We start from the raw sequence: 13,708 nt of genomic DNA on the forward strand, positions 1-13,708 counted from the left end.
CAAAATTACCTAATTAAAAAGCCAGACTCTGGATTCACTCCTGACAGGTCCATTATTTTTCCAACCATTCTGTGTGGAAAGTACCCTCCCGATCAACTCTTTGATACGTATGAGCCCCAAAATAATCCCTTTGGGCTTGGAGTAAGTTGGCCGGTAGGACCTCTGAGCGGTAGCTGTCATAATAAGCAAGGGCACTAGAAAAGCCGGGCACAGGTATTCCAGCTTTGATAGCAATCGAGACTACTTCTCTTGCTGCATCCTGATAATCGGCGACAATCGTTTGAAAATAGGCATCCATTAATAAATTATCCAAGTCTGGATTACGATCGTAGGCATCTTTAATATCTTGCAAGAAGGCCGCTCGAATAATACAGCCTCCGCGGAAAATCATCGCTATTTCTCCAGGTCTTAGATTCCAATCATATTCTTCAGAAGCCTTTTTCAATTGAGCAAAGCCCTGAGCATAGGAAATAATCTTACTTAGGTACAAGGTTTTTCGAAGCAACTCAATAAAATCCTTCTTATTACCGTCAAATTTATTGTTTGATGGGCCCCTTAATACTTTACTTGCACGCTCACGTTCATCCTTCATCGCCGACAGAAAGCGGGAGAAAACAGATTCGGTAATAATCGACAGCGGCACAGCTAAATCAAGGGCACTTTGACTTGTCCATTTACCGGTTCCTTTTTGGCCAGCTGTATCAAGAATGACATCTACTAACGGCTTACCTGTTTCTGGATCTATTTTTGTAAAAATATCGGCTGTAATTTCTATTAAATAACTATCAAGCTCTCCTTGATTCCATTCCTCAAACACTTCATGAAGCTCTCCTGTAGTCAAACCAAGCAATGCTTTCATTATATGATAGGCTTCACAAATTAATTGTATATCAGCATATTCAATGCCGTTATGCACCATCTTTACATAGTGTCCTGCACCATTCGGACCAATATATGTACAGCATGGATCTCCATTCACCTTGGCAGAAATAGCCGTTAACAGCGGGCCTACTGCATCATATGCTTCCATTTGTCCGCTTGGCATGATAGACGGGCCAGTTAATGCACCCTCTTCTCCTCCCGATACTCCTGCACCAATGAATAAAATTCCCTTTTCAGCAAGGTCCTTATTCCTTCGTATCGTATCTTGATAGTAGCTATTTCCGCCATCGATGAGAATATCACCTTTTGCTAAATAGGGAAGCAGTGATTCAATTGCTTTATCGGTAATTACTCCGGCATTAACCATTAGTAATATTTTTCGCGGACTTTCTAATGATTGAACAAATTCTTCAATATTTGTCGTTCCAATTATTTTTTTTCCTTTATTTTGTTCTAAAATTTCATTAACTTTCTCTGCTGATAGGTCGTACACTGAGACAGGGAAGCCCTTGCTCTCAAAATTTAATGCCAAACTTCTTCCCATTACTCCAACTCCGACGACCCCTACTTGTTGTTTTTCCAATCTAAACCATCCCTTCAAGGTGTTAAAAAAATTTCAATATAGCTATATTATATATGAAATTTTTTAAAACTACTCTTCGATGAACCTAGAATCCTTTTAAAAATATCTAGATCTTAAAAAAATGGGTGAACGGTGACTCCCTATCTATTAAGGTTTATGGCCGAATTTATGAACTAAGAAACGAAACTCCTATTATCATTTGTTAAATGAAAACTCGCAGGTTAGTTAGTCCGTTAGGTCGAAGACAGAGGCGTAGTTGAATTTATCCTTTCCTTTTAGTTAAAAACTGGCCTCCAGATTTGGAGGCCAGTTTCTAATTTACGCTTTGTAGCAATTGTTCTAACATATGCCGACCTGTCATCAATGTTTCGCCACCCCCCTGGGCAAAAGAGTCATTTCCTCCCCCTTTTCCATTTATAAAAGGAAGAGCAGAGCCAAGTACCGTTTTCATATTTTCCGAGCGGGCTTGTCCCCTGGCACAAACGAGCTGGAGGCGATTTTCATTTTCGGAAACGAAGAAAACCAATGTTTGTTCCTCTTCTGAGATGATGGTTCGAGCTAGTTTCTGAAGCGCTTGAATCGTCCGATTTTGAAACACTTCACTCACAATCTTGTTCTTATTTTTATCTAGTAAATCTCTCGCTTCATATTTCAGCAATTGGTCTAAATAGGTTTCCAGTTCCTTTTCCAGTGTTTTTCCGTTCTCAATCATCCGTCTTACCGCCTGTTCCATCCCTAGTTCTGGAGCATTTAACTGCTTCGTTAACTCAAGCAGCACTCTTTGCTTCTGACCAAGTTGGGTCAAAACCCGTTCGCCGCAGATAAATTGGACACGGATGTTTTTCCGTTGCCTTTCCCAATCTAATATTTTTATCGCCCTTACCTCACCAGTCGCCTTCGGGTGGGTCCCGCCGCAGCCGTTAACATCAAAATCAGGAATAATCACTAGCCTAATGTTGTCTTTTACTTTTGTTTCTTTTCGTAATGAATAGAGGGACAGTTCCTCCTCAGTTACCCATTTTGTTTCAATCGACCGATTTTCCAAAATCATTTGATTGGCGAGCTCTTCTACCCTCTTAACCTCACGTTCAGATAATGCGTCAGTCTCTAAATCAATTGTTACGATTTCTTCACCTAAGTGAAAGCTGACCGTCTTATAATCGAATAATTGTTCAAAAGCCGCAGAAAGAATATGCTGACCGGCGTGTTGCTGCATGTGATCAAATCGCCTTCTCCAATCAATCACAGCGCTTATTTCTTTATACTTGTCAGTTAATGGCTCCTCCAGGTAGTGGCGAATTTCCCCTTCGAGTTCTTCAACATTTACGACCTTTCTATTTTCGATTGTTCCCAGGTCGTAGGGTTGTCCACCTCCAGTCGGATAAAAGGCGGTTTGATTTAACACCACATACCAATTTCCTGCGGTGTCCTGCGCTTGCTTTTCTACCATAGCTGAAAAGGTTGTGATATAAGCATCCTGATAATACAGTTTGTTTTCCATTGTTTGTACACTCCTATTTGTTTCCATTAGTCTTTTTACATGCTTCTATTTTCGTTAATACTGTACGATAAATCAAGGAAACTGAATGATAAAAAAATTAAAACCTGCTCCTTCAGTTGAAGGAACAGGTAGCTTGACCAGTAAAGTAAAACTTCGATCAGTGTTTTTTTCCAACTCCCACTGATTGTTGGTTGAACCAATCAGGCTTTTACGGGCGGCTGATATCCCACTTATCCTTTTTAGTTCCTTCACAGTCTTGAAGCGGGGCTCTTACTGCCCGTTAATGTGGGAGAAAAAACTTACTTCTTTTCTTTTCTCTGCCCATATGGCATCGTCATTTGACCCTGACCGGTTTGTGGAAACCCACCCATTCCTTGAGGAAAACCGGTTTGTGGAAAACCGCCCATTCCGTATGGATAGCCACCATGGTGATAATGCCCATGATGTGGGTAACCCCCCATATGAGGATGACCAGTGTACGGGTACCCTCCCATTTGTGGATAGCCTGTATGTGGATAACCACCCATTTGTGGATAGCCGCCCGGCATTTGTGGGTAGCCGCCCGGCATTTGTGGGTAGCCCATTTGTTGACCAGGTTGCCCTTGGAAACCGCCCGGCATTTGTCTTTCTGTCATGAAATCGCCTCCTAAAAGTCTCATGATAGTGTATGTCTGCTTATTGGATAAGCATAGATTTTCACCCATGTAAATTGAGATTCTTTTCAAATATAAAAAAATAGGCAAAAAAAATAGAACCAGCAAATGGTTCTACATCTTATAAATTTATTTTCACTTAAATGGTTACAAAAATTTAAGGCGCTCCGCATCAGAGACAGCCTATTTGTTTTCATCCTGAGCTTTCCTTTGTCCAGCTTTATTTTTATCTATAGAAATTTCACCACAGGCAATTCGCTTACCTGAATCCCCTGCCGGCTGGGTCATGCCATCATCCTTTGATTCATCTACGACAATCGAAGTACCCTCTTTTGTTAAAAGTGATTTTTTTCCTTCCTTTAACGTGACATTTGGTGCCATTAAGTCCGCCTTAACCGACCCGTCATCGTCGACAATTAAATTCGGTAGGTCACCCGCATGAGCACCCTTTGTATGCAAAAGTCCATGCTCCTTCTTTTCAGGATTAAAATGGTTCCCGGCAGATTTGAAATCTGGTGCCACACATTTTCCCTTTTCGTGAATATGTATCGCGTGTTCCCCAGGAGACAACCCCTTCAAATTTACTGTCATTTTAACACCGCTGGACTGTTCAGCCATTTCTACCGTCCCGAGTGAATCTCCGACTGCATTAAACATTTCAACATCAATCTTTCTGATGTTCTTTTCCATACAGCCTGTCAGCATAAGTAGCGGAATCATCATCCAGGTTTTCTTCATAGGTATTCCCCTCACTAAAGACAATTTGCCTTTAGTATAAACCAACGAAGATTGCGCTATTCAAAATCCTTGTGATGCTAAAGAAAAAAAAGGAACAGCCTATTTAACTGTTCCGTTGTGTATGATCTTGATTTTTTAATTGTTCTTCAAATTCCTTTGCCTTTTGTGCCTCACGTTTTGAAACTTTTATGATGAAGCGCATCGTAAACACTGCACCAATCATAAAAATGGTCAGACTAATCACGGCTGGAATATATTCTGATTTATCTTCTGGAAAGTATAGAAACATGGATAGTACGGATGGTAGAAACATTTCTTATCTCCCTTTCTTTAAAGGAACTACTCAAGTGTTAATTATAGCAACAAAAAATGTTTCATACCAATTAATCATACCGAGACCATTCACTTATTTTAAAACTTTAATCTTTTTAATGATGACATCTTTTTCTGGATGATCCTGGGCAGCTACTGGTGTGTCGGCAATCTTATCCACGACATCCATTCCATCAATCACTTGGCCAAAAACAGTATGCTTATGGTCAAGCCATGGAGTTCCGCCATTTTCATAAGCAGCAATAATTTCCTTCGGATACCCTGCCTTTTCCATTTGCGACTTCATCGAAGAATCGAGTTTCGTGCTTTGAACGATGAAGAACTGGCTTCCATTAGTGTTTGAGCCTGAATTAGCCATAGACAAGGCACCGCGCAGATTATAAAGATTTTTCGAGAATTCATCTTCGAATGGTTTCCCCCAAATGCTCTCACCACCTGTTCCGTTGCCATTCGGATCTCCACCTTGAATCATAAAATCTTTAATGACTCTATGAAAAGTGAGTCCATCATAGTATCCCGCTTCACTATGCTTCACAAAGTTCTCTACTGCTTTCGGAGCATATTCAGGGAATAATTTGATTTTAATGTTTCCCATCGATGTTTCCATTTCAATGAGTTTCTCATTTTCTGATACCTCTGTGGAAAGCTGAGGATAGACTGCATTTGACACTTGTTGATCCCCTTCCTTCTGTTCTGTTTTTGGCGTGGACGTTTTCGGTTTTGCTTCTTCTTTCTTCGTGCTTGTCCCACATGCTGCTAAGACTAGAACAATCGTCAATAATGTAAATAACATTTGCCATTTCTTTCTCATTTATCATCCCTCCATTTTTACACTTTAACCGAAAATTTGTTTTTTTGCACTTTGTTTTTAATTTACAATGATTCATTATAGAATGGAAGAAGTAGAATAAGAAAAAATGGTAGCCAGGAGTGGTCATGATGGAGGAATTTCAGGTTGGTGAGATTGTCACTGCAATCTATAAGACAGGAAAATATATCGGAGAACTAACAGAGGTACGCCAGCAACATTATTTAGTAAGAGTCTTAGCGGTTATTAAACATCCAATGCAGGGTGACTTACACAATCCTAAAGACGCAGATGTACTTATTTTTCATGAGAGACGTGCGCTCAGCTTTCGGGAGCAAGCCAACATTCCAAAACAAATGGTTAAACACTTTGAGAGTGAAATCCCTGACTATCAGGAATCCTTAAAGAAGGCCGTAGCCAAAATGAAAACGGATCTGGCAGAGACCGCATCACAGTGGGCTGAAATGAGTATAAAAGCGCTTGAAACACTCGAAAAAGATTATAAATTTAGTTAACATAAAAGGCCAAATCAGGTTTAATGATTTGGCCTTTTATGCGAATTCATTTAATAGCTTAGAAAAATCAATTCTGTCACCAATCGTCGTTGGCTCTGGTTTTTCTAAATAACGTTTATCCTTTTCAACGAGTTTGAATATATTATAGGTAGTCAATGCATCATCAAGTGCCCGGTGATGTCTGCCTGTTCCTTCTTTTCCATATTCCTGAACAGCCTTCCATAAACCAGTTTGATTTTGGTCACCAAAAAACCTTTTATACTCCATTGATAAGTCTAATTCTTTGCCGTTGTTAAATGGAAAAGCAATGCCCGCCTCTAAGCAATTATGTCGAAGCACCTTCATATCCATATTTCCCCAAGTAACAATGGTTGTCTCATAATGACTTTTATTGAATTCCTCCAATTTTTTTACCAGTTCATAAATCGACAGCCCTTTATCAACCTGCAGCTGTGAAATATGTAAGAATGATTTACAGCGTTCTGATAGTTTCGGGTATTTACGAGGAGAAACAAAGGATGAAAATTGCTCCTTTACCTCATTATCAACGACCGCAACGATTCCAACTTCAATGATTTCCGCAAAAAAGTCTTTCGTTCGAATATTTCGTTCTGGCATCGTAAACTCAAAATCAATGAATAAATATTGCCTTCTTTCCTTCATCATTTCACCACCTTAACTAATCCATCCTTAATACCATTATATAAAGAAACCTGTACAAAAAATTGTGCTATTTTGCTATTTTTTATTTCTTTCATTATAACATGAATTTAGTGATAATTTTTTCAATTTTTCAATAATAAACCGAAAAAGAATGGTAAATATCCATTCTTTTAAAATGAAACTATCTTATTTTTTTAGTTTCATAACCGCCATTGTACATCTTGCAACACAAATGAGGCGGTCCTGCTCATCGGTAATTTTAATATCCCAAACCATTGTTGTTTTCCCTTGATGCAGAACGGTTCCAACTGCAGTGACAACCCCCTCCGTTTTTGGGCGGACATGATTCGCGTTAATCTCAAGGCCTGCAACTGCTTCCGTTTCTTTATCTACTAATTCATACGCTCCGATACTTGCAACCGTTTCAGCGAGGGCAACGGATGCCCCGCCGTGTAGTAAACCGAATGGCTGGCGTGTCCTTCCATCAACTGGCATGGTCGCAACAACTTTTCCCTCTCCTAAATGGGTTATTTCAATACCTAAGGCTTCAATCAATGTGTTTTCGATCATTTCCATCCCTCCACTATGTAATTTGACTTCACCTATAACCTATTCTCCTTTTTACTTGATTTTCCCTTTTAACTATCTCTTGAATCAGAAAAAAACAGCCCCAAGTGCTGTTTTTAACTTTGGGATTAATAATAACCTGGATAACCCGGAGGTGGATATCCTACTGGAGGGTATCCTACTGGGGGGTATCCTACTGGAGGGTATCCTACTGGTGGTGGATAGCCATAGCCACCAGGGTAGCCGTATAATGGACGAGTCGCAAAAGAAGCACCTAAACCGCCTCCCAATAATCCCCCTAAAAAGCTGAGCCCCCCTATTGCTAACGGCCAACCAAGAAATCCTATAAATCTTTGATCACCCGGGTACGGGCTTCGATAAGGGTACATGCCGCATTACCTCCTTTTTTCTGCGATACTTGCCTACACTATTTCATATGCGAAAGTGATGAGGTTTGAGTGGGCTAAATCGTAAAGGTAGCACATCTTAAGTGCGAAGAATGAACTGAACCGAACTGTATAAAATATATGATTGGTATTGGGGATAAATTGTCTCAGATTCGGAGTATTGCCAAGATAACCTGTATTTCAACTAAATTTCTATGCCTTTTTTTCAAGAACAAGAAACAAAGCCACCGGAGAACTCGGTGGCCATGATGTTATTTTTCAATTGGTTCAAACCGTTCAACAAACAGGGCAAGCGTACGGGTCATGACTCCTGTTGCTCCTACAGGACCAAGGTCATATGCTTTCGAAGTGGTAGCTGTTCCGGCAATATCTAAATGAACCCATGGAGTTCCTTCAGCAAATTCGCCAATAAATGCACCAGCGACAATCGCATGGCCTTCACTGCCAGGGGAATTATTTAAATCAGCAACCTTACTGTTTCTTACACGTTCCTTTTCACTTTCAAACAATGGCAATTGCCACATTTGCTCGCCAGCCTCCATCGAAGCTTCTAAAACTTGTTCATATAAGGATTCATGATTCGTCATGGCTCCAGTTGTATGCAGGCCGAGGGCAGTGATTACTCCACCTGTTAATGTAGCGATATCCACTAAATATTCTGCCCCATGGTGCTTGGCATATGTTACTGCATCCGCTAATACAAGTCGTCCTTCTGCATCCGTATTTAAAACCTCGATTGTTTTACCGCTCATTGATGTAATCACATCATCTGGCTTAAAGGCATTACCACTGATCATATTGTCTGTAGATGGAATTACAGCAACTACATTTTGCTCAGGTCTAGTTTCACCGATAATTTCCATTGCCCCAAGCACAGCTGCTGCTCCGCCCATATCGGTTTTCATCCCGACGATACCAGCTTTTGTTTTAATGGAGTAACCGCCTGTATCAAAGGTGATTCCTTTTCCAACTAAACCGATAACATCCGTCCATTCATCTCTGCCTTGATATTTCAGGACAATCATTTTAGGTGGCTCAGTTGAACCTTGGTTAACGGCTAAGAAGGCACCCATACCGAGCTTTTCAATTTCCGTTTTGTCCAAAATTTCCACTTCAAACTCATATCTGGAAGCTAGCTCCACTGCATAGTTGGCCATATCAGTAGCTGTCAGTAAATTACCAGGGATGTTAACCAGTGTTCTTGCAGAATTCGTTCCCTGACCAAATGCATCACCAACCGTTAATGAGACCTGAACATCCTCTGCTACGAATGCTTCACTATAAACCGTGAGGTTCTCCAGTTTTCTCTCGGGTTCATTTGACTTTTGCTTATACCCCTCAAATTGGTAAGTTGATAGAGCAAACGCTTCACTTAATGCATGTGCGGCATCCAAACCATCAAGTTTCTCCGTAATAAACGAATCTAAATAAATGGCTGTTTCCTCTAGCTTGCTTGCTTTGACATCCTTAAACAGTTTGCCAAATGCTTCTTTTAGTTTGTCAAAGGTTAAATCCTTTTCTTTTCCAAGTCCGACAAACCATATCCGTTTCGAACCAATTTTTCCGAAGCTATGTACCTTACTGATACTTTTTAACTTAGCCGAAATATCACCTGATTTTACTAGCTCTGTAAGCTGACCATTAAATTGTGTATCCAGCTTGGCCAAAGAACCCGAAAATTTTTCGGGTTTGTCCAAAAGACCGATGACCAATCCTTCATGAATAGTTGCCAAATCGAATTCACTTTTTACATGAAACATTTCCAATACACCTCCGTATTATACGAATTTATTATACCGGAAATGCGTGATTATTTCGACTAACTAATCATTTTTCATGTATAACAGTAATCGAGGCAGTTGGGGTAAATTCCCTACACTTTCAAACGGTACGCGGTCGATATTCTTTGGAAAAAGGGTTTGGCATTGTTCAATGAATGGATAGACCTTTTCTAAATCCAATCCCCAAAATCTCGGGCGGTAGGCTTGCAGATAGTCATGGGCTGTTTGCATCATCATCCTTGCTCCTTTAACATTCCCATACTCATAATGGTAGATCGCAACACTCATTTGTAGTAGGCCCTTTAAAAACAAGTTATCCTTATCAGTCATCCACATTTCTTCGAGTAAATCATGGCAAGTGTAATAATCCCCTTCATTAAAGCTGACAAAAAACTCATAGTATTCAATTGGGTAATCATCCATGAAAATCCCTTCCCCTTTATTTCAACAATGATTTATTCTCATTTTAAGGGAAAAAGAAGTTCACTTCCATAACCACAAAAAAAGAAAAACAGGCTAGCGGCCTGTCCTTATCTTTTTTCAGAGCTGATATACTGTTGGCGAAATACTTGCATCGCTTTATCTTCATTTAACGCTTTTAATGCTTCCTCGGTTAGTTTCCCATTACCTTTTTCAACAACATAAACATCTAGCTTTTTTTTACCCCATTTAGTATAAACATCTTCAACGGTTTCATAATAAAGATCCAGTCTGTCACCCTTAATAGCCCCCCCTTTATCAGCAACAACTCCATAGCCGTACTCAGGGATAAATAGGATGGTACCAATAGGAAAAACGGTTAAATCTGCTGCTATAGTTGAAAATAAATCACGCTTAACTTTTACTCCTGAGTAGGTAATCCCGTATTCCGGATGGCCTTTTCTTTTTCCAGTAGATTCCACTCCCGCTGTATAGCCAGTAGCAATAACTGTATGTTTAGGATACTTCGACCAATCAATAGAATCCTCTAATGATGGTTGTGTTCCGGAAACAGTTTGGTTTGACGAAACCAGAGCCGTTAAATGGCTAATGAGCAATTGCGCATTTACTCCAGATATGGATTGGAAGGTTGCAAATAATGCCATAAAGAAAAGGCCGACCATCGCAAACCGCTTTGTCCAAGTTTTAATATTATTCATTAAAATTTTCACTCCTCCCAAAATATTCATTCCCAAACTGTAGGGAATTATTCAAAAAAGGAGTGAAGAAATTTTTTCCAATAAAAAAAAAGACTTCTTACCCGGTAGGCAAAAAGTCTAAAACATTTGATAGCCGTTTTTCCGTAACAGCTTTATCGTCAATCCCGCTGCGATTGCTCCAGCAAATCCACTTACTAAAATGAGAATATCTGCCGTTGCTAAAGAGCCGAATCGCTGTCCCAGTTCTTGAAAGGCTGCTTTACTATTTGTAAAATATTCACTAAAACTCACTTTATCAACAATAAAAATAGCCACAATAGGGTAGACTATCGCCATAACCCATGACATTCTTAGCAGCATATTCAAGATAAATCCAATTCCAAAAAACAACACAAAAAATAACAATATCGATATAATCAAGACAACAATGCTCATGTGCATTGGAATTCCCCCTTTATCACGCATTATCAGAAAATTAAACCCACACCTCAATGATGAGCAATATCAAATTAGAATAATATACACAAAAGCCCGATTGGTTCAATTACAATCAGTTGAGGATGGAAAAATCCCCCACTGTTTGATATTTCACCTAATGCACCAACATTTAGTGTACTTAATGTCGAAAGGGGAGTCAATACAAACTACTTATCGTTTACAAAAAAAAGAGCCCTTCGAAGTCAATTCGAAGAAGCAGTAATGGCTGTTATTATTAATCCTTTTTCTTACCAGATCCCCCGCAGCAGGAACAAGTTTCTGATCCTCCAAGTACCAATTGAAAATAGCCAACTCCCGAACAGTATTCACAATTTTTTGTATCCAAGCTCTTAACTTTCATCCCTATCATCTCCTTGGAAATGTTGACTTAATTTTCTGATAATATACCAAGAATATTAAAAAAAGAAAAGAGCGAAATTCTTGCAAAATTCCATAAGAAAACGGATACATAGTAAGTTTTCTTTCATTATCATGATGTTACTTAAATTTTCGAAAAATTACAAAAATATTTTATAAGCTGTATAACCAAACTGATCACCAGGGTTTATTCCTTCAATTCCCGGATTAACGGTGGATTCATTTTGATTCATGAGATACCGTAATAAAATTGAAGCTCCTTTATCATGCATAAGTTCAGCGGGATCGATAAACCGTGCATCATAAAGTTCATTTTCCTGAGGAATAACTCTTTCTTCCCCGACTGGTTCTAATAAGAAAAGAATCATATTATCGCTGATTTCCCCTTTAATAACACCGGTCCTGAGGCCTATTAGACCGTTTACCACACAATCAATACCGGTTTCTTCCTTTACTTCTCTGATAACAGCTTCATCAGCCGTTTCTCCCGCTTCGACAAAGCCCGCTGGCAGGGACCATTGTCCTTTTAAGCCGCCGTATCTTTTCTTCACCACAAGCCAGTGACCCTCACTAGACTTAACCAACCCAGAAACCGCTAACCAAACCTTCCCCCGTTTTTCCCGACTGCTCATCAAAACACACACTCCTAATGTAAAACTCATTTATTCAATCATACCAAAAAGGGACAGAAAGTTTCTCTGTCCCTTTGGATACAATAATTATTAGAATACCTTAAATTTTCCTTTTTTCAATACAAGACCAGCTCCGCCAATCATGAAAAGTGAGCGATTATCAACTACCTTTTTCATGAATGCTGCTTTTGAGCCAGTAATTTTTTTCCCAAACACAACACCGATGGCATCATCATCACCAAGTGAACAAACTGTTCCTTTATTGTCAAACTTAAAGGCTTCAAGCTCTGTCTTGTTACGAACTAATGCGGCGATGTTCCGGGCAACAAGCTCACCTTGCTGCATTGCAATTTGTGCAGTTGGTGGATATGGGCGATTGATTTCTTCATTAATGACAAGGGAACTGTCACCGATAATGAAGACATCGTCAAATCCAGGAACACGAAGATCAGGTTGTACCTTTACACGACCTCTCATTGCTTCAAAACCAGATTTCTCAATAATGGAGTTTCCGCGAACACCCGCTGCCCAAACAACAGTTCCTGCCTTAATCTCACGCGGCTCATCTTCACCCTTTGCGACAAAAATCCCTTCAGGAGTAGCTTCCTTAATCGCCGTTCCAATTAAAAATTCTACACCTTTACGCTCTAATAACGAAACTGCGTAATTAACTAATTCTGGATCAAAACCAGGCAAGACAGTCGGGGCCGCTTCGACACAGGTAATTTTCACTTTATGGAAATCAACATCATACTCATGGCATAATTCTGGGATTCTGTTCGCTAATTCGCCAAGGAATTCAATCCCCGTAAATCCTGCACCACCGACAACTATGGATAAACGATTATCATTCTTCTCTTCTTCCATGTTGTATGTGGCAAATTGGTATTCAATATGCTCACGTAATTGTCGAGCAGAGTTCACATTCGTAATTCCAAAGGCATATTCTTTTAAACCTTTAATACCGAATGTTTCTGACTCACCGCCAAGTGCAATAACAAGGTAGTCATAATTGACTTCACCTTTTTCTAAAATGACTATCTTTTCTTCTTTATTTATCTCTACTACTGTATCTTGAACAAAATCAACCTTACTGCGGTCAATCACATCACGAATATCATATCGAACCTTATCATGATGGAGCGTACCTGCTGAAGCTTCATGTAACCATGTTGTTTCATAATGGTAGTCATTTTTATTAATTAATACGATATCTGCTTCATTAATACCAATTAACTTTTGTAAACGCACAGTTGTCATAAGTCCGCCGTAACCAGCACCAATAATAACAATTTTTGGCTTTCTCAAAGTGATTCTTCCACCTTTTTAGTATTTTTTATAAATTCCTCTTTTGCTTATCTTCCACTGCATTAACCATTTTTATTTTGCATAGTAGAAAAATGTATGTGATATAATTCACGAGTGGGGCTACAGAAAAACTTCTAATCGCAAGCACATAGGAAAACGACATAGATTAAATACTTATGCTTAACAAGCTGTAATGGTTTTTCTACTGGTCACAGAAATGTGCTTTTTTTGTCACAAAATCTTAACAATATATTCACATTACATCTTATGCTACTTTCACTCTATTTTCAAGTGATTTATATAAAATAATTATCATTAGAATATTAGCAATATTAACATTCCG

At 39.3% G+C, this 13,708-nt stretch carries 17 protein-coding genes; 1 reads left to right on the plus strand and 16 read right to left on the minus strand.

Annotated features, from left to right (window positions below; genetic code table 11):
* Positions 1–52 precede the first annotated feature (52 nt).
* From gndA to M5A78_RS07675, 6 genes are all read right to left on the minus strand, one after another.
* Complete coding sequence (gene gndA, locus M5A78_RS07650) at positions 53–1,465, minus strand: NADP-dependent phosphogluconate dehydrogenase (protein WP_248734696.1); 1,413 nt, start codon at positions 1,463–1,465, stop codon at positions 53–55.
* 313 nt (positions 1,466–1,778) lie between these two features.
* Positions 1,779–2,993, minus strand: a complete 1,215-nt coding sequence (locus tag M5A78_RS07655) for an alanyl-tRNA editing protein (RefSeq protein WP_264760444.1) — start codon at positions 2,991–2,993, stop codon at positions 1,779–1,781.
* 272 nt (positions 2,994–3,265) lie between these two features.
* The gene (locus tag M5A78_RS07660; RefSeq protein ID WP_248734698.1) at positions 3,266–3,601 is read right to left on the minus strand and encodes a hypothetical protein; all 336 of its coding nucleotides are present in this window, start codon (positions 3,599–3,601) and stop codon (positions 3,266–3,268) included.
* Between the two features lie 201 nt (positions 3,602–3,802).
* Positions 3,803–4,357, minus strand: coding sequence for a superoxide dismutase family protein (locus tag M5A78_RS07665; RefSeq protein ID WP_248734699.1), 555 nt, complete (start codon positions 4,355–4,357; stop codon positions 3,803–3,805).
* Between the two features lie 103 nt (positions 4,358–4,460).
* Positions 4,461–4,670: a hypothetical protein gene (locus tag M5A78_RS07670; RefSeq protein ID WP_248734700.1), complete on the minus strand. Its 210-nt coding sequence runs from the start codon at positions 4,668–4,670 to the stop codon at positions 4,461–4,463.
* A gap of 93 nt (positions 4,671–4,763) precedes the next feature.
* A complete protein-coding gene (locus M5A78_RS07675) occupies positions 4,764–5,501 on the minus strand; it encodes a peptidylprolyl isomerase (protein WP_248734701.1) in 738 nt (245 codons plus the stop codon).
* A gap of 125 nt (positions 5,502–5,626) precedes the next feature.
* On the opposite strand from M5A78_RS07675, the gene M5A78_RS07680 reads away from it, so the two are divergent.
* A complete protein-coding gene (locus tag M5A78_RS07680) occupies positions 5,627–6,013 on the plus strand; it encodes a kinase-associated lipoprotein B (protein ID WP_319942264.1) in 387 nt (128 codons plus the stop codon).
* 36 nt (positions 6,014–6,049) lie between these two features.
* Here M5A78_RS07680 and kapD read toward each other — a convergent pair whose 3' ends face one another.
* The 10 genes from kapD to M5A78_RS07730 form a co-directional block, all read right to left on the minus strand.
* Complete coding sequence (kapD, locus tag M5A78_RS07685; RefSeq protein WP_248734818.1) at positions 6,050–6,676, minus strand: 3'-5' exonuclease KapD; 627 nt, start codon at positions 6,674–6,676, stop codon at positions 6,050–6,052.
* Positions 6,677–6,862: 186 nt separating this feature from the next.
* On the minus strand, positions 6,863–7,246 hold the full coding sequence (locus tag M5A78_RS07690; RefSeq protein ID WP_406603677.1) for a hotdog fold thioesterase: 384 nt from the start codon (positions 7,244–7,246) through the stop codon (positions 6,863–6,865).
* A gap of 125 nt (positions 7,247–7,371) precedes the next feature.
* Positions 7,372–7,632, minus strand: a complete 261-nt coding sequence (locus M5A78_RS07695; RefSeq protein WP_248734703.1) for a hypothetical protein — start codon at positions 7,630–7,632, stop codon at positions 7,372–7,374.
* Positions 7,633–7,901: 269 nt separating this feature from the next.
* The gene (locus tag M5A78_RS07700; protein WP_248734704.1) at positions 7,902–9,410 is read right to left on the minus strand and encodes a leucyl aminopeptidase; all 1,509 of its coding nucleotides are present in this window, start codon (positions 9,408–9,410) and stop codon (positions 7,902–7,904) included.
* A gap of 63 nt (positions 9,411–9,473) precedes the next feature.
* On the minus strand, positions 9,474–9,854 hold the full coding sequence (locus tag M5A78_RS07705) for a DUF309 domain-containing protein (RefSeq protein ID WP_248734705.1): 381 nt from the start codon (positions 9,852–9,854) through the stop codon (positions 9,474–9,476).
* Between the two features lie 107 nt (positions 9,855–9,961).
* Positions 9,962–10,570 carry a 3D domain-containing protein gene (locus M5A78_RS07710; protein WP_248734706.1) on the minus strand — a complete coding sequence of 203 codons (609 nt, stop codon included), beginning with the start codon at positions 10,568–10,570 and terminating at the stop codon, positions 9,962–9,964.
* Between the two features lie 117 nt (positions 10,571–10,687).
* Complete coding sequence (locus M5A78_RS07715) at positions 10,688–11,011, minus strand: YuiB family protein (protein WP_248734707.1); 324 nt, start codon at positions 11,009–11,011, stop codon at positions 10,688–10,690.
* A 271-nt stretch (positions 11,012–11,282) separates the two neighbouring features.
* A complete protein-coding gene (locus M5A78_RS07720) occupies positions 11,283–11,408 on the minus strand; it encodes a YuiA family protein (protein WP_248734708.1) in 126 nt (41 codons plus the stop codon).
* Positions 11,409–11,565: 157 nt separating this feature from the next.
* Positions 11,566–12,057 (minus strand): NUDIX domain-containing protein, encoded by a 492-nt coding sequence (locus M5A78_RS07725; protein WP_248734709.1) that lies wholly within the window; start codon positions 12,055–12,057, stop codon positions 11,566–11,568.
* 90 nt (positions 12,058–12,147) lie between these two features.
* Positions 12,148–13,365 carry an NAD(P)/FAD-dependent oxidoreductase gene (locus tag M5A78_RS07730; protein ID WP_248734710.1) on the minus strand — a complete coding sequence of 406 codons (1,218 nt, stop codon included), beginning with the start codon at positions 13,363–13,365 and terminating at the stop codon, positions 12,148–12,150.
* Positions 13,366–13,708: the final 343 nt, after the last annotated feature.

This window comes from Neobacillus rhizosphaerae (assembly GCF_937468385.1).
Classification (GTDB): domain Bacteria; phylum Bacillota; class Bacilli; order Bacillales; family Cytobacillaceae; genus Neobacillus; species Neobacillus rhizosphaerae.